This window comes from Paenibacillus sp. FSL H3-0302, assembly GCF_037982245.1.
Taxonomy (GTDB): domain Bacteria; phylum Bacillota; class Bacilli; order Paenibacillales; family Paenibacillaceae; genus Paenibacillus_AQ; species Paenibacillus_AQ odorifer.
On record NZ_CP150284.1, the window covers coordinates 1,611,968 to 1,638,352 of the forward strand.

A 26,385-nucleotide genomic window follows, 5' to 3' on the forward strand; every position below is an offset into this window, starting at 1 on the left:
GCAGACCATGAAGGCTTCTACTACTATAGCTATTAATCCGCTGAAGACCCGGGAGGATCTGGTCTCTGCTCTTGAACAGCTTACAGATCCGCTTCGGCCGCTCTACAGCAGAGGCGGTGCACGGCTGGCAATCGGCGGGACAGGAGCGAGCTATCCAGCAGTAACTGCAGAAATGGAAGGTTTCTCCCGGGTATTGTGGGGCTTAGTGCCCCTGCTCATGGGAGGTGGAGAAAGCGGGCTTTGGGATACTGTGCTGGATGGCATACGCCACGGCACGGATCCTGCCCATGAAGAATACTGGGGTGAAGTTCAAGATTATGACCAGCGTCTGGTAGAGATGGCGGTCTTCGGTTTCGCCTTAGCCGCCATTCCTGGACAGATCTGGTCACCACTTACCCAGAAGGAACAGGAGCAATTGTACAGTTGGCTGAATCAGATTAATTCCCATCCTTGCTATGACTGCAACTGGCTGTTCTTCAACGTGCTGGTTAATGTTGGATTCCGCAGAATCGGCCGCCCCTACGACGCGGAGCAGCTGGAGAACAATCTGAAGCGAATGGATGATTTTTATCTGGGTGATGGCTGGTACAGTGATGGAATTAACGGGCATAGCGATTATTATGTTCCTTTTGCCATCCATTACTATGCGTTACTGTACGCGAAGCTGATGGAACAGGAGGACCCGGAACGTTCACAGGTGTTCAAAGAACGGGCCCGGCTTTTTGCCACCGAATTCTTGGGCTGGTTCGCTCCGGACGGATCTGCCCTTCCTTATGGAAGGAGCTTAACCTACCGCTTTGCCCAGTCTGCTTTTTGGAGCGCACTCGTCTATGCAGGCGTTGAAGGATTCCCTATAGGTGTGGTCAAAGGATTAGTACTGCGCAATTTGCGCTGGTGGTTCAGCCAGCCGATCTTTGATGCCGGAGGCGTACTGACGATTGGTTATACCTATCCCAACTTGGTCATGGCGGAGAATTATAACGCTCCCGGTTCCCCCTACTGGGCGTTAAAGACATTCCTGCCATTAGCTCTCAGCGCGGAGCATCCATTCTGGAAGGAAGAAGAACTGCCTCTGCCGGATATTCCTGCAGTTATAGTCCAGAAGCCTGCGCATCTTGTCATTGTCCGCGAACCTGCTTCCGGCCATGTGGCTGCCTTCAACAGTGGTCATCTATATACGAATGAACATACCCACACGTCTGCCAAGTATGAGAAATTCGTATACTCAACAGGCTTCGGGTTCAGCGTACCCCGCTCCGAATGGGGATTGTCTCAAGGGGCATTTGATTCCATGCTCGCTCTAAGTGAGAGCGGGGACAACTTGTATCGGGTCAGACGGCGGAATATGGAGTCAAGAATTGTGGACAATGTGCTGCACTCCGTCTGGAAGCCATGGACTAATGTGGAGGTTCGGACCTGGATCGTTGCTGGGCTGCCTTGGCATATTCGGATCCACCGGATCGAGACCGGACGACCGTTGGACGCCGCAGAGGGCGGCTTCGCGCTTGGTCAGGAAGCGGGGGGGGAACAGCAGATCGGCCTTACAACCGCGGCAGTATCTACAGCATGGGGAATAAGCGGAGTCAAGGGTTTGATCGGCTACGAAAAGGCTGAGCTAATTTGGCCTAATGCCAACACAAACCTGCTTCATCCCCGGACTGTTTTGCCTACACTGACGACTTTCCTTGAGCCTGGAATCCACTGGCTGGCTTCGGCTGTATACGGTGATCCGTCGGGAGATTCTTGCGGTGGTATTCTTGAACAATCACCTGAGTCTATTTTGAAGGTTACTTTTGATAAGGACATCATAAAGGTTCTTACGTCTAGTGAAGCGGAATTTATTATCAGAAGAGAGTGAGAATTACCGCTAACAACATTGTGTTAAAAAGACAAGTAATTGAGTAGAGTATGACTGATTTCTCGTATGAAAAATAAATTTCTGTGGTTGTACAATTTCCCCCGTACAGGCACTTCTAGGCGCACGCCCACATACAATAAGGATGACCATGAACCCGTAAGGCAAACAGATCGGTTTCATTGTACAAGTGCGGGAGGTGTCGCCAAGTTGCCTGGATTCTTAAGCACGATTGCGTTGCTGATCAAAGAACTGACGCTGCTGGTATCATACGTAAGGAATAATGCATTTCCACAACCGCTCTCGGAGCAGGAGGAAAGCCGATACTTAGGGATGATGGCTGAGGGAGATGCCAAGGCCCGCAATTTGTTGATTGAGCATAATTTGCGGCTCGTTGCCCATATAGTGAAAAAATTCGATAACACCGGAGAAGACATGGAGGATCTGATCTCCATCGGCACCATCGGCCTGATTAAAGCTATTGAGAGCTATCGTCCAAACAAAGGAACCAAACTAGCCACATTTGCAGCACGTTGTATTGAAAACGAAATTCTGATGCACCTAAGATCCTTGAAGAAGACTCGTAAAGACGTATCCCTGCATGATCCAATTGGGACGGACAAAGAAGGTAATGAAATTACACTTATCGATATCCTTGGCTCCGAAGCGGATGATGTCATTAAAGAAGTAGATCTGAAGATCGAAAAGAGTAAGATTTATCGTAACCTTGATATTCTGGATGACCGGGAAAAGGAAGTTGTCGTTGGGCGGTTTGGATTGGATACAGGTGGAGAAGAGCGGACACAGCGGGAGATTGCTAAGGAGTTGGGGATCTCGCGGAGTTATGTTTCGCGGATAGAGAAGAGGGCGCTCATGAAGTTGTATCATGAGTTTTATAAGGCGAAGCGGTAGGACTGATGACAATTACACAGTAATAATCCATTAATAATAAAACTTGAAAAGCGACTTGTCTACGGATGAGTCGTTTTTTGTGTGGATAGGGTTCACCCTACTTATGATACGGTTCACCGTAACATCTATAGAGCGAAATACAGGTAATTCTCATACCTATACCGTTTACAATTCCTCTTTCTGTAAATTGCCTAATAGCATCACTAGCATATGATCCTTCAATATCAGAATAACTGACTGTTATATCCTGTTGAAACAGTCACTCATAAGTATATTTCTTCTTGATTGATAGGCATTTTGCTCTCAATCCACCAAGTTACTGAACTAAGCACGGCTCCGATGTACGCCTCTATTTTAATTTGCTGTACTATTCCACATATTCGTACTTTTCATTAAAAACCCGCACTTGATTTCGACCAGCTCTTTTGGCAGCATAAAGTGCTTCATCAGCTTTATGAAGAAGTTGATGGATTGTTTCCTCCACAGCTCCTGTCGTTACGGATACCCCAAAACTAGAGGTAATCGTTACCAATTTTTCATTTTCAACTAGAGGCTTCTGTTCAATGCAAAATCTAAGGTGATTAGCGAAGTTTTCCCCTTCCGCTAGTGTATAACCAGGTAAAGCGAGTACAAATTCTTCACCACCATATCTAGCAAATAGTATATGTTCTCCCATCTCAGCCTTACATATTTGAGCCACATGTACTAGCATTTGATCTCCGGTTTGATGCCCATAAGTGTCGTTCACTTTTTTGAAAAAATCAATATCAAATAGAATAATCACAAAGGATGATAATTCACCCTTTGCTTTCATTAAGCTTTGCTCACTTTTCTGGAAAAAGGCACGACGATTGTATATTTGTGTAAGATCATCATAATAGGCTTGATGCTCTAACTTTTGTTGTAATGTATGTAGCTCTGTTATATCCGTAAATATAATTAGTAAGCCAGAGTTATTATTAGATTGTTGAAGCATAGAAATACGTAGCTGATATATATAATTACCTTGATGAATCGTAACATTCAATTTATCTGAGATCGTATCTAATTGAACAGGGAATGATTGATCCGTTAGCATATACCAAACTTGATCAAATGGCTGCCCTAACGTTGATCGATCCAATTCACTAAACATACTTTTACAAGCTTGATTATATTCGATTAATTGATAGGTATCATTAAGCACAATGACACCATCGTTCATACTATTAAAGATCGTTTCCTTTGCAATTGGCATTATTGATAACATTCGAGAGGAGGTAATAGACCAAAGGTACAAAACAGAAGAAAACCAAATAACCATGGGTACAGGATCGATACCATCGGGTGTCACTCCTATGAATAATAAAAATGCAGTCATTATTGGAAGCAGTTGACCGCAGATGAGGGCAAATAATTGAGATCGATATACACTAACGGTTTCCTTCCAGCGTGAAAGCAGCAATAAGAGCGCAGCTAACATACAACAGAAAATGTAAATATTATGTACGGCAAACCATGCCCCATACTCAATCTCACTATATGGAGCCCCGAGCACCGAATGGATATCATATATTCTATAGTAAAAATGATGGGATTCATTAGTTACATTGATGAGAAAAGTAATACAAGGCATTGTAAGTAGCGCGATTATTCTTTTTCTCGTTATTTTATAACCCAAATATTGCATGACAAACATTAATCCTAACGGAGGGAAAAATGGCATCCCTGCATACTGTACAATATTCCAAAATCTAAGCTGTTCTAACGAAGTCGATGTTAAGCTAAAGGCATAACCAAAGCAATAAATCATTGAAGTTAATGTATTCCACATGAACAAATTAGCGATATTTGTATAATAATGTCTCCTCCAATAAGTAAAGACAAGTATAGACAAATTCAGAACAGCCGAAGTACAAACTAATGTTATATATGCTGCTAGCTTCGAATCCAATAGGTATACCCACTTTCATACAATACATATATTTACGTTAACACGATTAATATAAGATGTTGATTTGTTCCTTGAACCATTTACAGGATTCCGTCCACATCACTATTATGTCTGTACTACCCACATCGTATTGATTATTGCTTCATGAAATAGATTGTTTTTAACTTAGCATGACACTCATGACAGTAGCAACACATTTAGCCAATCAGTAATGCTATGATTACTATTTCGTCTATACCGATCACCAAATAGTTAGTACAACATTACGTAATTCATCACTTCTATTGCATTGCAAACAAGTACCCATCGATTGGATGGGTACTTGTTTTTATTTCTAATTATAAAGGCTTCCCCATGTACGACATAAGTCAACTAAATCCATTTAGAATTTTGTGAAGCGCTTGCAGATCTATTCGTATTGTACAGAACGTGCAAGTGCCGCAACAGAGCCGCGAAAATCAGGTCTGCCGTCATCCGTCCACAACAGCTCCGCTACAAATGTATGGCGATTCGGATCGTATAGCGGATCTCCTACAATATGCTTATACGTTCTTGCGTGGAACACAAACAGCGTCTTCTCGCCAGTCTCTGACACCGTGAAACTATTATGACCAGGACCATACATCGAGATGCTCTCATCAGTCGTGAGAACCGGTACTTTCGACTTGCGCCATGAGGCAGCATCGAGCAAATCCGAGTCCGCATCGGCTTCAAGCAAGCCCATGCAATAATTGAAATCAGTAGCGCTAGCAGAGTAAGTGAGGAATACCCGATTATCTTTGCGAACAAATGCCGCGCCTTCGTTCACTTTATACCCGATGATCTCCCAGTCATATTCGGGCATCGTAATCATCGTTTGCGCCCCAATCAACGTCCACGGATTGCTCATTTTAGATATGTAGAGATTAGAGTTGCCTTCGATTTCCGGATCCTTTTGTGCCCATACGTAATAGAGGCTACCATTGTGCTCAAAGGTAGTGGCATCGAGGGAGAAGCTTTCCCAAGCGGTACGAACCTGTCCTCTTTCCGTCCAGCTGCCTTCGAGCGGATTTGCATTTTCATTCTCCAGTACATACATCCGATGGTCGAACAAGCCTTCTGTCGTTTCCGACGTATGCGCGGCAGCGAAATATACGTACCATTTTCCATCAATAAAATGCAGCTCTGGCGCCCAAATATTGGCACTAAGAATGCCAGTCTCTCTCTTTCTCCAGATCACTACAGGAGCTGATGTAATAAGCCCTACAAGGTCCTGTGCCCTACGGATTTCAATCCGATTATACTCTGGAACCGAGGCCACGAAATAATAATAACCATCTGAATGTCGGCATATAAAAGGATCAGCTCGTTGCTCGATCAATGGTTTAATGACGCGTAACTCCTCTTGTTGGACTCCCATCTTATCACCTATTTCATAAGTAATAGATACTAACCTTTAACAGCACCCGCAGTCATACCATCAATGAAATATTTCTGGAAAGCGATAAACAATATGAAGATTGGAATGATGGAGAAGAAGGAGCCCACGATCAGAAGGTCATAGTTATTCCCATAAGGAGTTAACAATGTTTTTAAACCGATTGGCAGTGTATATTTATTTTGATCTCCCAACACCATGAATGGCCACAATAGATTATTCCAGCTATTCATACCATTCAGAATGGCCATTGCCGCAAAGGAAGGCTTCATAATCGGCATAATCACTCTGAAATATATCGCATATTCGTTTGCTCCATCAACTCGCCCAGATTGAATAATTTCTTTTGGTATGCTTCTGAGATATTGCCTAAAGAAGAATATCGTCCCGGCATTAGCTATACCCGGCAGAATGATTGCCGAATAGCTATTCACCATTTGCAAATCATTTATTAAGCTGTACAAAGGAACCAGCAATATTTCAAATGGCACCATCATAATGAGCAACACACATATAAAGAGGAAGTTCTTACCTTTGAAATCATACGCTGCAAAACCATATGCAACAAAAGCGCTTACAAACAGTGTTAAAGCAACCTGAATGATTGTTAACGTCATACTGTTCCAAAACCATACAAAATAATCATGTTGTCCAGTGAATAAATAGATAAAATTATCAAAACTCATTATTTCAAAATTCAAACTTAAGTTAAGACCATATCTTATTAAAGCTTCACCTGGTTTAAAGGAAGAGAGGGCCACTGCATAGAATGGAACCATAATTATAACGAATAGTATAATAAAGGTACTAATTATGACTATTCTAGCAATTACGTTGTTCTTCATCTGACTAGTGTCCATTTTAATCCTCCTCCTTTTTGAACATTCCACTAAATTTCAACTGCGTTAAATTGATAATCATAGCAATGACTAATAGAACGATACCAACTGCTGCAGCGTAACCGAGCTTATTCTTCTCAATTCCTTGTCTATACAAATATCCGACTATAGTTAGGCCAATATTTTTCGGTGAATTGTTACCGTTAAACATCATTAAGCTCTCGGTAAACATTGCCAAACCTGCATAAACACTAATTGTCGTAACATATATCGTGGTCGGCTTCAATAATGGCATTGTAATCGATCTGAACTTCTGCCAAGCAGATGCCCCGTCAATTGAAGCAGCCTCATAATAATCATTGTCAATGTTTTTCAAACCAGATAGATAGTACAGCATATTAACACCTGTCCATCGCCAACATGCAAGAATTAATAGTGCAGCCATACTCCATTCTGCATCTTTCAAGAATTTAGTAGGCTCTACACCAAATAGACCTAGAAAACTGTTCATTAATGAACCATCCATTTCGCCGAATGTTAGGCGAAAAATAGTACCCGCCACTGCGACAGATGTCAATGCAGGAAGAAAGAACGAAGATTTAAAAAACTCCCTCCCCAGCATTAACTTACTGTTTATCATAACTGCAAATAACATTGGGAAAGGGATTAACAGCACTAAGGTTCCTAGCATGTATACAACGCTATTTTTAATAGCCGTCAAAAACACTTTATCTGTGAATAACTTCGAATAATTCGCTTCACCAACCCATTTTGGATCCTGTCCCAACATCCTATCTTGAAAACTCATTACGAATGAATTTACAAGTGGATAAGACCAGAATATCAAGAATATGATTATGAATGGCAACACAAATACATAAGGTGCAACCTTTTGAGAGTATACAAATTTCTTTATCATAATCCCACTCTCCCTTGACTATGACTAAACCTGCCGAGCACCATTCTTGCCGACAGGCTTAATCATAACCATTTACTTATTATTTTTATTTCAATTCTTGTTCAATTGCTGCCTGTGCTTCATCGAGAGCTTCCTTCACGTCTTGGCCATCTTCAAAGATCGCATTCAGAGTAACCGTATTGAGCACATTGCCGATCGTCGGTGAAGCTTTTACGGATTTGATAGCTCTAATTTCGTCTTTGATTTCATTCAAAGTATCAAATGCATTTGTTTTAAAATACTGGACGTATTCGTTATCAGGGTTTTTCGTTACAGCCTCATCTTTCCATACTTCCATATTGATTGGGTCAAATCCAAGTGTATTCCAGATTTCAGTAGTAGCTTCTTTCGAAAGCTTAGCAAAAGCTACAAACTCTTTTGCCAACTGAACGTCTTTACCAGTCTTAGTAACAACTGTGCCAGTACCGCCTAAGCCAACGGAACGAGGATTACCTTCTTCGAATACAGGCAATGGAGCAATTGCATACTTACCTTTAAGGTCCTTCATTTCGTTTACAAAGCGGGACATGTACCACTCAGGCATCAATGCGCTTGCGTAGTTGCCTTTGTTGTATTCGCCTTTTGCTTCTTCTGTGTCGGGTTGTCCGCCTGGGATCGTATGAATAACATTATTCTTCTGCAGGTCAACTAACATTTCAAACGCTTTAATCATCTCAGGGGAGTTAACTTTTGGATTGCCATTTTCATCTGTAAAATCAGCGTTTTGCTGAGCAAGTAACAGCGAGGCTTGCCACGTAGCGGATGTATCAGCAGTACCTAAGTACTTACCAGTCTTTTCATAAACCTTGATACCTGCTTGATTGTAATCTTCCCAAGTTTTGATCATCTTGTAGTCAACACCTGCTTGTTCGAGAATTTCCGTGTTGTAGAAAGCAAGCGTAGCACCTACGTGATAATCAAAGCCATAAACCTGGTCAGCTTTGGAGTAAATATCGACACGTGAGGGAACGACAACGTCTTTGTATGGTGCAAATACATCATTCAAAGATTCCAGTGGAACGTTGTCCCCTTCCAAGAATTTAGGGAACTGACCAAGCTCGATATCCGCAATATCAGGAGCACCTTTTCCACTTGTAACTGCCAATAAGAGCTTGTTGTGCATATCATCGTAAGGCATAACCGTTACATTCAACTTAATCTGTTTGTCTGGATTCTGTTGGTTCCATAACCCCAGCATTTTATCCAAATGCTTGCCATGCAAATCTACGAATGTCCAAAATGACATTTCTGTTGCATTCTCACCGGCATCAGCGCCTAACTGCTGTGTTTCCGTTGATGAACTGGAAGACTTACTACATGCCGACAAAACTAGTGACATCATAAGGATTGTAACGATGGAGATTAATGTAATGCGTTTTTTCATTTGTTCGTCATCCTCTCTTTTTTTGTTACTCATTTGAGATGCTGGGTGACTGGTCACTTCTGTTAATTTAAGCGGTTTCAATACGTCTCGTTACCAACCTTCTTAACATGATTCTAACCTTTCAATGAAAAGACACCTTCGTAATAAATTTCCTAATTCTGTATTGTAAGCGCTTTATAAATTGCATTATAATATATACGTAATATATTTTATATAACCAATTGATTATAAAAATCATTAAATTTTAAGGGAGATGTACTTATTTGAAAAAGCTGGTGCTCTACAAGCAAATTCAAGAAGATATTGTACAGAAAATTAAATCTGGGCAGCTTCGGCCAACGGACCGCGTCCCTTCTGAACAAGAATTAATGGACGAATTCAAAGTAAGTAAAATAACCGTCAAAAACGCCTTAACCCAGCTAGCTGACGAAGGATTAATTATACGCGTACAAGGCAAAGGCACATTCGTCTCTTCTAGTCTTGATGTTTCTAGCATTGATTCTCCATTATCTCCACACAGCGCGTCGTCCTTGCCGCTCATCGGCTTCATTATTCCGACGATGGTAACCCGTGTCATTCAGAAGCTCGTCGACTACACGGAACAATTCCTGTCTGAAGCTGGCCTCAGCATGGTACTAAGCATCACGCGAGAGTCCTCCTCTATCGAATCGAACGCCATTCGTACACTAACGGGGCTCGGTGTGAAGGGACTGATCGTTTTTCCAACAGAAGATGAGAAGTACAACGAATCACTACTGCGTCTGTCGCTCGATAAATTCCCATGTGTGTTCATCGACCGCTACCTGCGCAACATTGAGACATACACGATTACATCAGACAATTACGGCGGTGCGTATAAGGCTGTCTCTCATTTGCTATCCAAGGGTCATCATCAGATTGCGCTCATCTCACCTGAGAATGCCAATACAGCCATCGAGGATCGCACGCTCGGCTTCGAGAAGGCGTACACAGATCGAGGTATATCAATCGACAAGAGCTTGTGGTGTCACATCCCTCTCGACATTCTACGCGGTAAGCAAGCATTGGACTATGTAAGCGACTTCTTGCAGGGGCATAGTGGAATTTCGGCAGCTTTCTCCTTAACCGAAGAAACCGCACGCCTTACATCGGCCGCTATCAGCCGTCTCAACAATCACTCAAATATCGATTTGCTATCTTTCGATAATCCACATCTTTCATTCGTAGCTTATGTACAGCAGGATGAACAGGAAATGGCACGTACAGCCGTAAAGCTGTTACTTGAACAAATAGAGAATATATATTCACCTAAGAATGCCGTCATTCCCGTGCAGCTCATCTTCCCCTAACTATTTCATTGGACTTTATCGACACTCTAGGAGCACCTTCAGTAGAAGTTGTCTTCTTTTGCGTTCCAGCGCATAGAGTATAACAATATATCATAAAGGTGCTAGCGGCCAAAACGGGAGATTCGCTCCACTTTGTTACGAAAACCGCTGATTCATACGGATGAAACCGATCTTCGGGTCGGGGAGTGAGTGTCAAGGAATCTCAGAGCATGATGATCATGAAGGAATATTCAAATGTCTCCAGGAACTCAATGAGGAAATAAATATGAAAATGTTTATATGAGCAAATAATTTTCTAGGCGCTGGATGGAGTAAGATCGAGTAGGGATGACATGCCGAGTGTACCGACTTGTACATCGACCGAGCCCCCACCATAGTAGATTGTAAGATATTCATGCTGATTTGAGACCATATTTTATTCACGTTTTGTAGCCAACTATTTGTAGAATCTTTATAGTGATTATCGCCGCTGTAGCTTGCAGGAATAGTGTGATTACCAACCGTAAGATCTGACGCCTCATAGACCGCTAGTCCCCTAGCATACAGTCCCTAACTCTACTTTTCCGCCATAAAAAGTGATAGTCCCGCTAGGAACAAACGACTTACAGAGGGAACTTCTGCTATAAACGAGACCGTCTTTCCATAATCCGGAAAAAGTCTTTTCGCCCTACTTGTGGTACGGTTCATCGCACTATCTGTAACGGCAAGTTATAAGGCCATCCCTTTCGGGATGGCCTTTCCTGTAAACGTGGTTACTCGAGTACTCTGTCATTTTTAATTGAATTTCTTTTAATTAGTAGTCTCTAGTAATCTGGAAACAATTGTTGCAAACTCTGCTCTAGTAATATCTTTTTCAGGCTTAAATGTACTGTCTGCGTATCCTGTAATAATATTATTGGATGCGAGTGCATCAATGGAATCATAATACCATGCATTTCTTGTAACATCTTTGAATGATGTGTTTCCAGTACCTGTTAGCTTAAAAGCTCGAGTGATTAGTGCCGCTAATTCACCACGACTAATCTTCTCATCTGGACGGAAGCTTCCGTCACTATATCCGTTCATCAAGCCTGATCTAGCAGCTGCACCAATAAACTTATTCGCCCAATGAGTTGGAGATACATCTATAAAGTTACTTTCTTGTCCTTCAAGTTTCATGTGCGTTGCAATTACCTTGATGGCTTCCGCACGAGTCAAACCTGAATTTGGACGGAATGTTCCATCGGAATACCCCGTCAATAATCCCTTAGCAATTAGTGCGTCAATGCTTGTTTTTGCCCAATGATTCATGGTATCTACAAAACTAACAACTTTTGGCTTATCTGCTGGTGTTATTGTTTCTGCAGGTGCCGGTGTTTCTATAGGCGTTGTTATTGCTGGAGGTGTCACCGTACCTCCTCCAGTATTTGGATGGGTTGGTCCATTATCTGTGTTTGGATCAGGATTAGTAGAGTTTGAAACGTATTGAAGTGCTGGAGCAAATGTTGTAAGTAGTCTAGCTTGACTTTGTTGCTCAAGAGCGTAGCTCATGCCTAAAACTTTTGCATCGTCCCATGCTCTACCAACCAGTTGCATAGAGATAGAATATCCGCTGTCATTCGTTCCTACAGGAACAACTACCGTAGGTAGACCCATAGTAGAGGTTAATACGCCTGTGTTACGGTCTGAACTTAATTGAGAAGCTGCTGCGTCATTGTTATATACGTCACTAATAAAACCTGCATAAACAACAGCATCAACGCCATTCGCGTCCATCCAGCTTTTAATAACATCCTTATAGTCAGTTCTATACTTAATGTAATCTTGTACAGCCTGTTCAGTCATACGAGTTGGGGTACTATATCCTCTTTGATTATAGATAAGCACTTTATCTGAAGCTAGTACACTTGCTCCATCAATATAAGGGAAGTCCTTATGCAACTCAATATAACGTGCCCAACCTTCAGTAGATCCATTAATACCTGAAGGACGACTAGGGCCTGATGGTACAGCTGACATTTCAACCATAGTCGCACCCGCTGCTTGAAGCTCTGAGAACTTATCCATCACTGCCTGTCCAGTATCATCATCAGCATATGCAGATACAAAGGATGCAGGAATGTATCCAATTTTCTTTCCTTTCAATGCATTAACATCCAGAGATTCCTTCCAATCCACTGGACGCTTATGATCTGCATCAGCAGTGACTGTGAAAATATCCTGTGGGTCCGTACCCGTTGTAGCATTCAATATAATAGCTAGGTCAGTTACTGTTTTAGCAATGGGACCTGCATAATCTTGTCCCCAAGTGAGTGGCAGTACACCTGTAGTACTTGCCATACCGTCTGTACCCCGGAAGCTTTTTAAGCTAGCGCCTGTAGTTGGTGCATAGAGAGATACCCCTGTTTGCGATCCCATTGCTGCTGCTGCAAAATCAGCTGCAACAGATACTGCAGACCCGCCGCTTGAGCCAAAAGATGTTTTCGATGGATAGAGTGCATTCCATGTTTGCTGCCAGCCGCTTTCACTAAAACTTCCGCTGTTAGCAAACTCAGAAGTATTTACTTTACCAATAATTACAGCTCCAGCTTCCCGCAGTTTTTTCACTTGGAATGCATCAGAATCAGGCTGCCAGCCTTCAAGAGCTTTACTGCCACCGGTAGTAGGCATATCCTTTGTATCATAAATATCTTTTATCGCAATTGGAATACCCAATAAATCACCTTTTACACCTTGTGCACGGGCATCGTCAGCAGCTTTTGCTTGGTTAAGCGCAGTTTCAGATACATGCAGGAATGCATGGAATCCCAATTGTCCCTCATCGTATACCTTGATTCTATCTAAATAGGCTTGAGTAATTTGTACAGAGGTAGTTTTGCCAGTAATCATATCCTGTTGCATTTCTGCAATTGATTTATTCTTAACATCATACGGCGATGAAGTTACTAATTCTTTAGGCGCAGGAGCATTTGGTATAACCAGATGATCTCCAGTATCAAGTCCCTCTATAGCAGATATATCCCAGTTGCTAATTGACCGAATTTGTGCGTTTGTTAATCCTGTTACATCCAGCAGACTATTAAGTCCATCTAGCATAGCAACCAGATTTTTCAACCCTTCTTCACCAGCTTCTCCAACTTGTACATAATTTACTAGGGATTTCGATTCGCCCGGCCCAATATTTAGTGAATTAATGAACCCATAGAAATTCGCTTCATTTCCATACTCAGCTAAGGGTATTGTGAAGGGATCCTGTTGCTGATTACCTAGACCGGTTAATCCATTATCAAACGGCTTTGGAGATCCCACTGCAACGCCTAGCGGCTTATTGTTTTTGGCGCTACTATCTACAACAATCCATGAATCATCTGTAGTTATCTTTAGATCGCCTGAATAGGTTGCCTTAACTACTGAAGCATTTGTTGTTGTACCATATCCTAAAGAGCCACCGAATGATACATCAACTTTTATTGCCACATCATTTTTATTAGTGAAAGTATCAAAGAATCTCGTTCGATTATGAATAGTATCCACATACACCTCACGTGTTACTGTTACATTTCCTAGATTTACAGATTGAGCCGAAGTAAACTTATTAACGCCGTCATATTTCAAGTCAAACCCACGCATCATTTGACCATTCATCAGCGGAGCTGAAGGCGAGGACACTTTAACAAAGATATTGCCGAAACCTTGTACTTGTGTAGCACCAACTGTACGTAAACTTCCTGTGTCTAAGCTAGGAGCAAAAACATCGTGAATCTCCCATACTGTGCCACTTTCTGAAGTAACTCTAGTTAAAGCGTCAGCTGTTTGGAACGGAATTACACTCGTAGCAATAACAGATAACACAATTGAAGTAGCTATAAATTGCTTTTTACTCCAATTTTTTTTTGCTGGTGAATATTCAGATCGGGTGGAACCAGAATGCTCTCTTTTAGTTTCACGTAGACGTTTGAACTTATTCATGTGCGTAATCTCCTTTTCCTGTATGTATTTTATTATTTAATGTTAGGAAATATAACACTAGTATTTGTTTCAGTCAATGAATATTATAAATTTAATATATTTTGAGTTTGTGAAAAGGAAAAAACGGCTCTTTTAATTATTATGTGTAACGTATATGTAAACTATTGTGTTAAATAGATTACAATTTATGATAGGTTTTGGAGAGTCTATAGGATATTGAGTATCATCATCCGGCTGCATCACCAAAAACCTTGAATTTCACTTATCTCTATGTGAATTTGACGAAATCAAAAAGAAAAGGAACAGCTAAAAATTAACGGAGAATATTATGTTTTTCATTTCATGAAAGTGGAAGATTCTATATCGGAGCATGGCATAAAACAGAATCACTGATGATTCCAGATGCATAGCCGCAAGATCACTAATGGGCATCCTGAAAAGAGTAAAGTATCTGCTGGGAAAGAAGCCATAAGAATAGCCAGGTAGTGTATCTGGAATAAGTGGGATTTCATTGTGGAAACCACTTTAGCGGGTGGTAACGTTATAAGGTAGATGAGGATGCAAAGGAACAAGGCTTTGAAATTATTGTGTTTTATATGGGACTAGCAGATGTTCGGCTAAATATTGAATGTATTGCTCTACGTGTGAAAAACGGTGGCTATCATATTGAAACCGAGGATATTATTAGACGCAATTTAACAAGTATGAATAATCTGATATCTTACTTAGAGTTGATTGATCAAGTAAAGTGTTATTTAAATGGATTACCAGGATGTACACAAGAAATCAATCGGAAACTACAAATTAAATATAATGTGCAAAAGGAAACCAATTCGAATCAGAATCGATCGTAATTGGTTTATTTTTTGACATCACATCGTGCCCATAACCTCAAGAAATTCGATAACACTGGGGAGGACATGGAGGATCTGATCTCCATTGGCAACATCGGAATGATTAAAGCTATTGAGAGCTATCGTCCAAACAAAGGAACAAAGCTAGCCACATTTGCAGCACGTTGTATTGAAAACGAAATCCTGATGCACCTAAGATCCTTGAAGAAAATACGTAAAGATGTATCTCTGCACGATCCAATTGGGACGGACAAAGAAGGTAATGAAATTACACTTATCCATATTCTTGGCTCCGAAGCTGATGATGTCATTAAAGAAGTCGATCTGAAGATCGAGAAGAGTAAAATATATCGCAACCTAGATATTCTGGATGACCGGGAGAAAGAAGTTGTGGTGGGTAGGTTTGGGCTGGATACAGGTGGAGAAGAGAGGACACAGCGGGAGATTGCTAAGGAGTTGGGGATCTCGCGGAGTTATGTTTCGAGGATAGAGAAGAGGGCGCTCATGAAGCTTTATCATGAGTTTTATAAGGCTGAGCGGTAAACTCATAATCACAAGGTAGTATCCGTTAACCGGCATACATAGAAAGCTTCAAGGACCATATTTAAATTTTTTAGAGAAGATATAGTTCAGCGAATTTTTGTATTAAACCAACTCATAAAAATACATGAGAAAGGGGGAGGGAAAATTGTTAAGTGGTGCTCTGAAGAGTACATATATCCAGTCATCTTTTGCGATTGGGCATATTGCATTTTGGCTGTGAAGATATTTAGCTGTTGTTGCAATTAAAAAGAAAGGTACGGAAATCTTTGGTTAATACAACACAAAAGCTTATTAAATATAACTAGATTTGAGTATCAAGCGAAATAAAAAAACCACTTATGCTCGGAAATCCCAAGCTTGCTTAAGTGGTTAATCGTGCTTTTGAATCTTATAACAACCTTAAGTTGTCGGGTTCAATGCCCCTTGATACTCATCCATTAAATTGTCGATAATCTGCTGTACGGACAAAATCTCTTTAATCTCATGAACTCTGGACCCAGCAAAAACCAATCCGTTCTTAACATCTCCTCTAAGGGAAGTGAGCAGGGATTCCATTGTACAGAAGCGATGTGAACAAACCTTTAGACAATTATAGCATTTGACTATCTTTAATTTGGCATCATCACTGATCCGGTCCGTAAATTCATTCCGAATCGCTCTACCTTCTAGACCCACAGTAGACTTGATTAGGACAGTATCTCCTTGCTGAGCATCTACATACTTTTGCTTGAAGGCTAAGGGAGCATCACACTCAAGGCTAGCCACAAAACGGGTACCCATTTGAACACCAGATGCGCCGATCCGAAGGGCTTTTGCGATATCATCCCCTGTTAGAATTCCACCCGCAGCAATAACAGGAATCGAAACGGCCTCTAAGACTTCAGGAAGGATATCAAACATGGATCTGTCTGTACCTAAATGGCCTCCAGCTTCGAACCCTTCTACAACGACTGCGGAGGCACCAAGTCTTTCGGAAATTCGGGCTAATTTGGCGGATGAAACAATAGTTACGACAGGAGTACCATATTCTTTACCCCAAGCATAAATATCTCTGGAGATTCCGGCTCCGGAAATAATAAAGTCAACCTCTTCCTCCAAAGCAATCTTCATTTTTTCGGCAAAGTCCTTCACTGCGAATAGTACATTCACACCGATGTAGCCATTCCCTTTAGAGAGTTCTCTTGTTTTGCGAATATGCATTCTCAGCTCATCAGGAGTAATCCCTGTACCAGAGATGGTGCCGATCCCGCCTGCATTGGCTACAGCAGCGGCTAGTCCACTTAAGGATATGCCTACACCCATTCCACCTTGAATAACAGGAACTCTCGATTTAATATGTCCGAATTGGATTGTTGGAAATTTCAATTACACACCTCTTTTGCAAGTTGTTGACATTATTAATACTCCTCTAGAGTAATAAGATATATCGTAACACAGCTAATTCTTTCCCGGATGTGACTGTAAACATGCTCAAACTATGTTAAATATCATGTCTTTCAACTGTTAAGTTGTTGATATCAAGTGAAAATTTAAGAAAACGAAGTGACTATTAAAAAAGGACAATGAATAACAAAAAAAGAGCCATCCATCCGGTAAAACCTTCATACTTCTATCAACGCTTTTCTATCAAGAAAGTGGATTTTGACATCGTATCGTGTCCACAACCTCAAGAAATTCGATAACACTGGGGAAGACATGGAGGATCTGATCTCCATCGGCACCATCGGCCTGATAAAAGCTATTGAGAGCTATCGTCCAAACAAAGGAACCAAACTAGCCACATTTGCTGCTCGTTGTATTGAAAACGAAATCCTGTTGCACCTGCGTTCGCTCAAGAAAACACGTAAAGACGTATCTCTGCACGATCCGATTGGGACGGACAAAGAAGGTATGAAATTACACTTATCGATATCCTTGGCTCTGAAGCTGTATCATGAGTTTTATAAGGCGAAGCGGTGAGGATAGTAGATAATAACTTAAGATTCACTATAGAGTGTTTTAAAAGCGACTTGCAAAAAGGGAGTTGCTTTTTTATGTGCGCCCAGCATTGGCGATCTATAGGGTTGAAGTTCCGCATACATCGTACAAAAATGGCAGACCTTGCGGCAAGCGATAGAAGAAAGAACCTATGAACCGAGCCCCTCCCCTACATAGAATTAGAAGGAATAACGGAATCGTGCAAAAAGTAACTTTCTTTGCTAAATAAAATTATCCATCATTCTTATATAATAAAGGTGACAAGGTATCATAACAAGATGCAGGTTATTCTGTAGTAGTCCGGTATTGTACAAATGTAAGAGAAGTATATGCATGAAGAATGGTAAATCATCAATGCCCAAGAAGACTAGACGTTGTAAGGAGACTTCGGTTTCTCCCAACAAGGAGCTTGGATCAACATAAAATAACCTCTGCGAGTGAGAAGGATAGGATGGATGCATCATGAAAAGGTACGGGGCGGTCGTGATAGGCTGCGGTTATATGGGCTCTCTCCACTTGGACGCGATATCACGACAGGTGCGGGTCCGGTTGATCGGCGTGGCGGATTGGAACCGGGACAGGGCCTCCTTAGTGGCAAGCCAATACGGAGCTGAGTGTTGGAGCACGGATTACCGGGTCTTGATAGAGCGTGATGATGTGGATCTGGTCATTATCGCCACGTACCCGTCCTCCCATCTGGGGATCGCAAAAGATTGTCTCGCTGCAGGGAAGCATATCCTATGCGAGAAGCCGATGGCGGGCAATGCACGGGAAACACAGGAATTCATGAAGCTGGCCCGTGGAGCTAAAACCAAGGTGCTGATCGGTCACATCCTTCGCCATAACACTACGTACCAGGCGGTTATGAAGATGATCCGGGAGGGCGCCATCGGCTTCCCTTTGGTCATCCGGCTATCCCAATTGAAGCCCTCCAAAAATTGGGTTTCCCACTTATCCCTGCTCCGGGACGTCTCGCCGATCGTGGATTGCGGCGTCCATTATATCGATGTGATGCGTTGGGCTACAGGGGCGGACGTAGTAAGCGTCAATGGGATCGGGCAGCGTCTCTACGAAGAAGTCCCGCCGTATACTTACAATTACGGACTCATGACCCTCCGTCTGTCGGACGGCTCCATCGGCTACTTTGAGACAGGGTGGGGCAAGGGGCTTCCGACTGATAACCGGAAGGAATTTATCGGACCGGCAGGCCGGATTCGCATCATATACAAGAACGAACGACCGCGAGAGGATCAGCATCTGGGGAATCTGATCGAGGTCGAAGACTACCAGAAAGGAGCGGTCCGGCAGATCAATATGGACTTCTCCGTAAAGCCTACGGGTGCCCAGCTGGACTATTTCCTGTCCATGCTGGAGAACAACTTGCCCCCTATACCGGCAATGGAGGAAGCCTGCCGGGCGATGGAGATCGCTCTCTTAGCCGACCGGGCGATCCATGAAGGAATTACGTTACCTTGCGCGAAATAAGGGTTGACCAACATGGTGATGGTAACAGGGGATGAACCGGTGCATGGTGTACACCTGCTGAGGAATAAATTGTCCACACCCATGCAAAGTACGGCAGCCGACATCAGTCAGTCGAACTGAGGGATGTATACGGTGCCGTCGGGTACCACCCGCTGGATCATCAACGGATTGCAGGGCTAGTAAGCTCCGGAGCCATATTCCGGGAGGTTCCATTCGGCGAGGTGAAGGTAGATTTCGACGCATTGCAGGAGAACACGGATACGGGGGGATCTGACCATCGATCGGGAAGTGGGGGATGCGCCCGAGGGGATATAGAGTGTGCAGTTCCATCATCCGCCAATACAGGTAACGGCAGACGGCCGTGCGAAATTTCGGGGATCGAGACTGCGTATTGGAAAACCGGTAAGTCGCGGGTCTAAATAATCAAGTTAATTAATAGGGTTGTTTTGCTGTGTTAGCCTAGTGGGATTTCCAACCGAAGGGAATGAACCATGGAAAGAAAATTAGAAACCTTAGTGATTTCCCGCCTGATAAATCAGACGGATGTTTCAGTTACAGAAGATTTCCAGATCATTAAACAGTATCAATGGCTTAAAGGATATAACCCGGTCGTTACAGCAAGATTAAATTACAGTCAGGAGGATCTGAAGCTTCAGTTTAAGGTTTACGAACAGAATCCAATACGAACATATAGAAACATGAATGATCCTGTGTATAAGGATAGCTGCATCGAGTTCTTTTTTCAGCCTACTCCGGATTCGGACCAGCGCTATATGAATTTCGAATTTAATGCGAATGGCGCAATTCTCTTGCAGATAGGAGCGGATCGGTATGATCGCTTCCCAATCACTATCAATCCAGCACTTTTCCAAGTCCTATCCACCACGGATCAGATTAATGATAAAGGGGAAGCGTATTGGGAATTAAGCTTTTCGATCTCATGGGCATGGGTACAATCTTATTTTTCGGATTTTCGGGCAGTGCCGGGAAAAAGGATAAGAGGAAACTTTTACAAGTGCGGCGATGAAACGGTTTATCCGCACTTTGGAACATGGAGCAAAGTTCATTCGAACAAACCAGAATTTCATAGAAGCTGTGATTTTGGGATTCTGTACTTAGAGTAACTGCGAAATGCAGGTTAATGAATAACTTCCAAAGCCGCATATACGGGGTTGGAGGTTTTTTTGTCGTAGTAGACACATCGAACAAATGTCATATTGGCAGCGCAAGGATACTATTATTTTAAAAAATCACCTGTTTTTTAAACTTTTAGAAGGGAGTGTCGTTATACTGTTCGACAATCTACTCGTGCGCACGGTAGTTGGCCAAGTACGAATGGAGGCAGGTAATGATGCATGTAGTTATCCAGCAATTGTGCAAAAAATATGGCAGTAAACAAGTACTGAACGGAATTAACCTGACATTGGGTACGGGTATGTTCGGCTTACTCGGTCCCAATGGGGCGGGAAAATCGACATTGATGCAAATATTGGCAACAGTAATACCGAAAACATCAGGGGATGTACAAATTGGACATTGCAAGCTTGGGCGGGATGAACGTGAAATTCGTGGCTTGCTTGGCTACCTGCCACAAGAGTTTGGCGTATATCGCAAGTTGACAGGCGCAGAATATCTCGATTATGTCGCGTCCATGAAGGGCATTACAAATGGAAAAGCCCGGAGGAAAGCAGTAGCCGAAATGTTGCGCCGAGTCAATCTGGAGGAGAAGCGCCATGTGCGTATAGGCAAATATTCTGGCGGGATGCGGCAGCGCATCGGTATTGCCCAGGCGTTGCTAGGTGATCCGCAGTTCATTATTGTGGACGAGCCTACGGCAGGGCTTGATCCCGAAGAACGCATGCGATTTCGTGATATGCTGACTGAGCTGGGTAAAGATCGTACTGTGCTACTGTCTACACATGTCGTCGCCGATATTGATAATAACTGTAAGAGTATGGCGATTATGAGCGGAGGGCGCATCGTATTTCACGGTACGCAAGAACAATTGCTCCAGCGTGTGCAGGGACAAGTGTGGACGGTCCAAGTGGGTGATGAGAAGCTTGCAGAGCTCAAAGAAACTGCAGCCATCGTGACTGCAAAGCGTTCAGGAGCCGGCTATGAGGCGCGTGTTCTTGCCAGTTCTGTCCCATTACCTGGAGCAGTCCAGGCAAAGGCAGGACTTGAGGACGGATATATCGCGGTCATGAGAGCGGGGAATAGCCAATGAGCCTGATTCGCTATTACAAAACAGAGTGCAAGCTACTGCTGCGTGGCCCAGGCTTGTATCTAATGCTGGCAACTGTGGTCGGCATCCTGTATTTGATGTTTCAGACCGCCGATGCCAAATTGGATCGTGCAGTATACGTGATGGATATTTCTGAGGTGTATTGCCTTGTAGCCCTCATTATTTTGCCTTTGCTGGCAACAGCGATAGCACGGCGGGATGAAGAATGGAAGACAGCAACCATGATGGCTACCTTTCCGTATCGAACATGGGAAATGGAGGCTGCACGCTTGCTCTGTGCTGTAACCCTTCCGTTAGCAGCTGCGCTCGTGCCGATGGGGGCTTATGTATGGTTGGTCGTAAATGATGGCATCTCATGGGGAATGCGTGAATGGTATACCTCTGCTGTATTGGCTTCCTTTGCCATCCCGATGTTATTTGCAACTGTAATTGCCTACTTAGTAGGTATCCTTATCCGCAAGCGATACAGTTACTTGATCAGCTTCGTCCTGTTGCTTAGCTTGGCAATTATTTTACCGGAATTTTTTAAGACCGATCGCCCTTCTTTTTCATTACCCCCTCATACGCAGATTTGGTTCGATTATTCACTAGTTAAATATATTGGTAAGTCTTACTCACGTATGTGGGGATTTATATATGATCCGGCATTTTGGCTGCATCGCGGCATCGTTGCAGCTTTAGCAGCAGGAATGGTCATGACTGTTCTACTTGTAGTATGTAGACGCAGGCGGGAACGGGTCAAGGCATGGCTTGTCTATCCCACGATGCTGATTCTAGGTGCAGCATTGTTATGGGCAGGTAGTGCGATGTACGGATACCTGCAGGAACGGGCAGATATTGCGGATGCCAATGAACGTTTCTATCGCGAACGTCTTACTTCAGCCAATGATATCACGCAACAGCGTGAATTGGAGCAACTGCTCGTTGCTGGAATTGCAGCGGGTAAATATTCGGAGGCGGATATTGAGGAAATGTCTCGGATCACCCTTAACACAAACGGGAATACCAGCAATCCGCTCTCGGTATCGCATATTAAAGATCTGCTTGTCGGAATGAAGTTCCAGGATCTACACATTAACAGCTACAAGCTGAAGTTGGAATTACTGCCGCGGCATGGGTTAGAAATACAGGCGACGATGCAAGCAAGCAATGGACAAGCGGCAACACTAGAGCGATTCCCAATCATGCTGCGACATATCTTTGATGTACAGGAACTGAAGGTGAACGGTGCTGCTGCTGCCTATGAGTGGGAAGAGGCTACAGATGTACTTTGGATCAAGCCTGCAACGGATGTTATGCCAGGGGAGCATCTGGAGATCGAGATGACATATAGAGGTACCCTAAATGATTGGCGGCATTATTATTCCGTCGCTCCTAGCAGGGATAGATGGGAGCAGATCGCTGTTGTCGACGATAACAGGATTTTCCTGCCAGCTTTCTATGGCTGGTACCCTGTTATCGGCAATAGCCGGCTATCGGAATTGCTTACCGATCACTACGAATGGGGGCGTCACGCTACAGATATTCTGGACACACAACTGCCGCGCCATATGGCGGGCTTTGAAGTTGCTATCACAGGGCCAAGTGGCTTGAAACTGTTCTCCAACGCCTCTGTCATTACTAGTAAGATGGCTGGAGAGAAGGGAGTGACCATCACGCGCCTGGAGCTGGATGAAGCAAGCGGACTTACATTATTTGGGGGCGATCTGCAACTTGCAGAAGCGACGGCAGACGGCAAGACGTTGCGTCTGTTGGCATCTGGTCAATTGCCTGCCCGTTCTGTCGAAGAAGCAGCACAGTTCGCAGCCAGGCATTACGCCCAAGCGGCGTGTACTTTGAAAAAGTTGGATGGAGAAGCTGCGACGAGTTTTCCCCAGACGGTTACTATGGCACTTGCCGATTATCCGTATTATAGTTTGAATATGGTGAGTATGAGCACCCTTGGCATGGTAGATGCATCAGTTGGAGGTCCGGAAGCTCGCGATGTCCACTTTTTGTCTAAGGTGTCTGTGTCAAGTTATTTTGGGGCGGAAATTGATCGAGGGAAAAATGGGAATATCCAACTGAGAACGGGGCAGTACTGGCTTGATTACAGTGCCAAACGTAGAGAGATTAGAAATGCGAGAATGTTAAATTTAAACGCCCAATATACACTGAATAACTTTTTTCAGGCTTATAACGAGCTCAAGCTGGTCGGAGGGAAACTGCCAGATCGACTGTTCGAACCTGTTAGCAGCTATTTTTTGAACGGTACACCGAATCAGGTTTATGACCTTATGAATACCATATACAGCCAGTACGGTATTGAAAGTGTCTACGATGTCATCAAGCTTGTCTATGACAGTATTGGCACAGAGCAGCTAATCGAGGACAGTGATGAACAAATGGAAGCGCTTCTGCGAGGCTATTTGCAAAGGAAAATGGAGGGAGGACAATGAAGGTTGCCCTCATTCTTTTGTCCCGTGCAAAATATGCTTGGCGCATCCTATGGGGCGGCTACTTGCTAGCTATAGCTATTATTGCGGCGCTGATAGCAGCTGGTTGCCTCATGCTGCCAATGATGATGCCCTCTCCTGGTTTTTATCATGTCAAAGTGGCTTTTATATTTGTGCTGCCTTTACTTGCGATTGCCTTGAGTGCTGCCTTGTTCGCCGATGATTTCAGTGAGGGTACTTTTGCCCATCATTTCAGCTATCCATATTCACAATTACTCGTGTTCGCCGAGCGAGGAGCGGTCGCTGCGCTATTGCTAGTTATCTATGAAGCAGCGTTGCTCTGGGCAATTGACCGCTGGGCGATCGTTTTAAGTACGGCACAACTAGCTTACATAATTAAACATAGCCTCAGTGTGAATATGTTCCTTGGCGGTCTGGCGGCATTGGGCACTCTGCTAGGGCGCAATATGGCTGTCGGGCTAGGAGTGGGGGCAACGGTGTGGCTGCTGGAGTATTTTATGTCCAGTATGCCGCTCAATCGGTACTATTTATTTCAAGCCGTCTGGCCGGTGAGCCGGTTCACAGATAAATCGCATAACGCTATCGCATTATTTGCAGCAGCTGGAATACTGCTTTTCTGCTGTATGCTTCTATTGGGGAAAGGCAGAGGTTGGCTCGTGTGCAGGCAATAGTGCTGAGCGAGAAAGGAGAGAGTCAAGTGAACAGCAGGGCTGTTGTTACGGATGAGCAACTGCTCGAGCAATACAAGCAAGGGAATACAGCCGTGCTGGAGTTGTTCGTCTATCGGTATCATCAGACCATCTATGCGTATTTATACCGACTGACCAGCAAGCGTCAGCTCGCAGAAGATTTGGTGCAAGAGTGTTTTGTCAGAGTATTCACGGCTTTGCAAGCTGGTCGGTTGCCTGAACGGTTTCGACCATGGATTTATCGAATTGCGACGAACCTGTGCCGTGATGTATGGAAGTCCGGAGCTTATCGTTATGAAGTAGCGGCTAAGGATACCGGAGTGTATGATGCGGCAGATGGCGGTAAGGATACGGTAGCGTCTTTTTTAGACAAGCAATATGAGCGTGAAGCAGTCATTGCTGCCCTTGGCGCTTTGCCTGAGGAGGAGCGGCAAATTGTTATTTTGCGTTTTTATGAGGAGCTCAAGCTGGATGAAATAGCCGAGTTGCTGGAACTGCCTCTTGGAACGGTCAAGTCCAAGCTGTATCGGGCGTTCAGGCGACTGGCCCATACATTGCAGAAAGGGGAGGATCAGGATGAGTTACATATCCGGAGCCGGTAGTGCCGATAAGGCTAGTCGCGACAGTCAACTGCACAGGGAATTGCAAGAGCAGCGGCAACTAGAGGAAAAGGGTGAAGCAGCAGCGGATCGATGGGAGCATGACCAGATCGGAGCCGTATTCAGCCAACTGGATCGCTATACCGTCGATGGTCCCAGCGGCCAGCAGACGGAATCTCTGCTGGCGCTTGCCGCCACATATGCCACACAGCCTGAGTGGGCGGTTGCTGTACCCTCTTCCAAGCGAGTGGCAAGACATGACAGGCCTGGGCGGCAAGCAACTGTCGCTATATCTTTACCAGTAAGGCTTATGCAACGCATGGCAGCTCAGGTAAGGACGATGCATTGGCTGTTTTGGCTTACATCAGCGCTTATGATTGGCATAGGAGCAGTCGTTGAGGGGCTGGTAGCAAGTGAATGGTTCAGTAGCTCTGCCAAGCCGGATGTATTTTTATTTACGATTCTGTTGCTTCCTGTAGCCAGTGTGGCCTATTCACTCCGATCCATGCATACGCCAATGAGTGAGCTTGAGGCGACCTTTCCTGTTACACCCGTACAGCTCATGGTAGCCAGAATAGGAACCATACTGCTATATGACCTCCTTCTAGCGCTGTTGTTTTATGGAATACTCGTTATGACGGGTACCAGCGGTGAATTCGGATCTAACACTACTTTACTGATCACAGATCTATTACTGCCGATCTGCCTGAGCGCTTTTGCAGCGCTGGCTGCAATGCTTCGTTTCGGGACATGGCCTGGTACCGCGGTTGTGCTCGCAGTGGGTGTCATCCAGTTTTCCGCTGGCGAGAGGCTTGGCGTATTTCAATTGTTCAGCGAATACGGGTCCGAACACTGGCTTGCAAGCAAGCTTGTTGCTGTTAGTCTGGCAATAGCGCTGGGTGTTATAACAAGTATTTTGCTGCGCCATCGGCATTATTACAAGCAATATGGATAGGAGGGAAG

General features: G+C 43.8%; 20 protein-coding genes and 1 pseudogene. 13 read left to right on the forward strand and 8 right to left on the reverse strand.

Annotation, left to right across the window (positions count from 1 at the left end; all coding sequences use genetic code 11):
• Nucleotides 1–7 precede the first annotated feature (7 nt).
• Both MHH50_RS07145 and sigK (MHH50_RS07150) read left to right on the forward strand, forming a co-directional pair.
• On the forward strand, nt 8–1,858 hold the full coding sequence (locus MHH50_RS07145; RefSeq protein WP_340034590.1) for a DUF2264 domain-containing protein: 1,851 nt from the start codon (nt 8–10) through the stop codon (nt 1,856–1,858).
• A gap of 207 nt (nt 1,859–2,065) precedes the next feature.
• Nucleotides 2,066–2,767, forward strand: a complete 702-nt coding sequence (gene sigK, locus MHH50_RS07150; protein ID WP_036675850.1) for an RNA polymerase sporulation sigma factor SigK — start codon at nt 2,066–2,068, stop codon at nt 2,765–2,767.
• Nucleotides 2,768–3,134: 367 nt separating this feature from the next.
• On the opposite strand, the gene MHH50_RS07155 is transcribed toward sigK (MHH50_RS07150), so the two are convergent.
• The 5 genes from MHH50_RS07155 to MHH50_RS07175 all read right to left on the reverse strand — a co-directional run bounded on the left by MHH50_RS07155 (nt 3,135) and on the right by MHH50_RS07175 (nt 9,298).
• Entirely contained in the window at nt 3,135–4,700 is a 1,566-nt protein-coding gene (locus MHH50_RS07155) for a histidine kinase N-terminal 7TM domain-containing protein (RefSeq protein WP_076125377.1), read from the reverse strand.
• Nucleotides 4,701–5,109: 409 nt separating this feature from the next.
• Nucleotides 5,110–6,099 (reverse strand): family 43 glycosylhydrolase, encoded by a 990-nt coding sequence (locus tag MHH50_RS07160; protein ID WP_076125375.1) that lies wholly within the window; start codon nt 6,097–6,099, stop codon nt 5,110–5,112.
• Nucleotides 6,100–6,128: 29 nt separating this feature from the next.
• Nucleotides 6,129–6,962: a carbohydrate ABC transporter permease gene (locus MHH50_RS07165; RefSeq protein ID WP_076125501.1), complete on the reverse strand. Its 834-nt coding sequence runs from the start codon at nt 6,960–6,962 to the stop codon at nt 6,129–6,131.
• A 16-nt stretch (nt 6,963–6,978) separates the two neighbouring features.
• Nucleotides 6,979–7,875, reverse strand: a complete 897-nt coding sequence (locus tag MHH50_RS07170; RefSeq protein WP_042185833.1) for a sugar ABC transporter permease — start codon at nt 7,873–7,875, stop codon at nt 6,979–6,981.
• A gap of 85 nt (nt 7,876–7,960) precedes the next feature.
• Nucleotides 7,961–9,298 (reverse strand): extracellular solute-binding protein, encoded by a 1,338-nt coding sequence (locus MHH50_RS07175; RefSeq protein WP_042185834.1) that lies wholly within the window; start codon nt 9,296–9,298, stop codon nt 7,961–7,963.
• A gap of 263 nt (nt 9,299–9,561) precedes the next feature.
• On the opposite strand from MHH50_RS07175, the gene MHH50_RS07180 reads away from it, so the two are divergent.
• Nucleotides 9,562–10,626, forward strand: a complete 1,065-nt coding sequence (locus MHH50_RS07180) for a GntR family transcriptional regulator (RefSeq protein ID WP_076125373.1) — start codon at nt 9,562–9,564, stop codon at nt 10,624–10,626.
• A gap of 555 nt (nt 10,627–11,181) precedes the next feature.
• On the opposite strand, the gene MHH50_RS07185 is transcribed toward MHH50_RS07180, so the two are convergent.
• Entirely contained in the window at nt 11,182–11,313 is a 132-nt protein-coding gene (locus tag MHH50_RS07185; RefSeq protein WP_340034132.1) for a hypothetical protein, read from the reverse strand.
• Nucleotides 11,314–11,415: 102 nt separating this feature from the next.
• On the reverse strand, nt 11,416–14,574 hold the full coding sequence (locus MHH50_RS07190) for an amidase family protein (protein ID WP_340034133.1): 3,159 nt from the start codon (nt 14,572–14,574) through the stop codon (nt 11,416–11,418).
• Nucleotides 14,575–15,428: 854 nt separating this feature from the next.
• On the opposite strand from MHH50_RS07190, the gene sigK (MHH50_RS07195) reads away from it, so the two are divergent.
• A complete protein-coding gene (gene sigK / locus MHH50_RS07195) occupies nt 15,429–15,971 on the forward strand; it encodes an RNA polymerase sporulation sigma factor SigK (RefSeq protein ID WP_340034134.1) in 543 nt (180 codons plus the stop codon).
• 399 nt (nt 15,972–16,370) lie between these two features.
• Here sigK (MHH50_RS07195) and MHH50_RS07200 read toward each other — a convergent pair whose 3' ends face one another.
• Nucleotides 16,371–17,336 (reverse strand): nitronate monooxygenase, encoded by a 966-nt coding sequence (locus tag MHH50_RS07200; RefSeq protein ID WP_340034135.1) that lies wholly within the window; start codon nt 17,334–17,336, stop codon nt 16,371–16,373.
• 246 nt (nt 17,337–17,582) lie between these two features.
• On the opposite strand from MHH50_RS07200, the pseudogene MHH50_RS07205 reads away from it, so the two are divergent.
• The 9 genes and pseudogenes from MHH50_RS07205 to MHH50_RS07245 form a co-directional block, all read left to right on the forward strand.
• Nucleotides 17,583–17,899: pseudogene (locus MHH50_RS07205) on the forward strand (sigma factor); the annotation flags it as partial.
• 504 nt (nt 17,900–18,403) lie between these two features.
• Complete coding sequence (locus tag MHH50_RS07210) at nt 18,404–18,562, forward strand: hypothetical protein (RefSeq protein ID WP_248547758.1); 159 nt, start codon at nt 18,404–18,406, stop codon at nt 18,560–18,562.
• A gap of 256 nt (nt 18,563–18,818) precedes the next feature.
• On the forward strand, nt 18,819–19,433 hold the full coding sequence (locus tag MHH50_RS07215; RefSeq protein WP_339248755.1) for a Gfo/Idh/MocA family oxidoreductase: 615 nt from the start codon (nt 18,819–18,821) through the stop codon (nt 19,431–19,433).
• Nucleotides 19,434–19,924: 491 nt separating this feature from the next.
• Complete coding sequence (locus MHH50_RS07220) at nt 19,925–20,557, forward strand: carbohydrate-binding family 9-like protein (RefSeq protein ID WP_076098916.1); 633 nt, start codon at nt 19,925–19,927, stop codon at nt 20,555–20,557.
• 224 nt (nt 20,558–20,781) lie between these two features.
• A complete protein-coding gene (locus tag MHH50_RS07225; protein ID WP_249267678.1) occupies nt 20,782–21,660 on the forward strand; it encodes an ABC transporter ATP-binding protein in 879 nt (292 codons plus the stop codon).
• A complete protein-coding gene (locus MHH50_RS07230) occupies nt 21,657–24,116 on the forward strand; it encodes a hypothetical protein (protein ID WP_340034136.1) in 2,460 nt (819 codons plus the stop codon). Before MHH50_RS07225 ends, MHH50_RS07230 begins: the two co-directional genes overlap by 4 nt.
• On the forward strand, nt 24,113–24,805 hold the full coding sequence (locus tag MHH50_RS07235; RefSeq protein ID WP_076125360.1) for a hypothetical protein: 693 nt from the start codon (nt 24,113–24,115) through the stop codon (nt 24,803–24,805). The genes MHH50_RS07230 and MHH50_RS07235 overlap by 4 nt, the downstream gene beginning before the upstream one ends.
• 26 nt (nt 24,806–24,831) lie before the next feature.
• Nucleotides 24,832–25,425 (forward strand): RNA polymerase sigma factor, encoded by a 594-nt coding sequence (locus MHH50_RS07240; protein WP_076125358.1) that lies wholly within the window; start codon nt 24,832–24,834, stop codon nt 25,423–25,425.
• A complete protein-coding gene (locus tag MHH50_RS07245) occupies nt 25,400–26,377 on the forward strand; it encodes a hypothetical protein (protein WP_076137953.1) in 978 nt (325 codons plus the stop codon). Before MHH50_RS07240 ends, MHH50_RS07245 begins: the two co-directional genes overlap by 26 nt.
• The last annotated feature ends 8 nt before the right edge of the window (nt 26,378–26,385 follow it).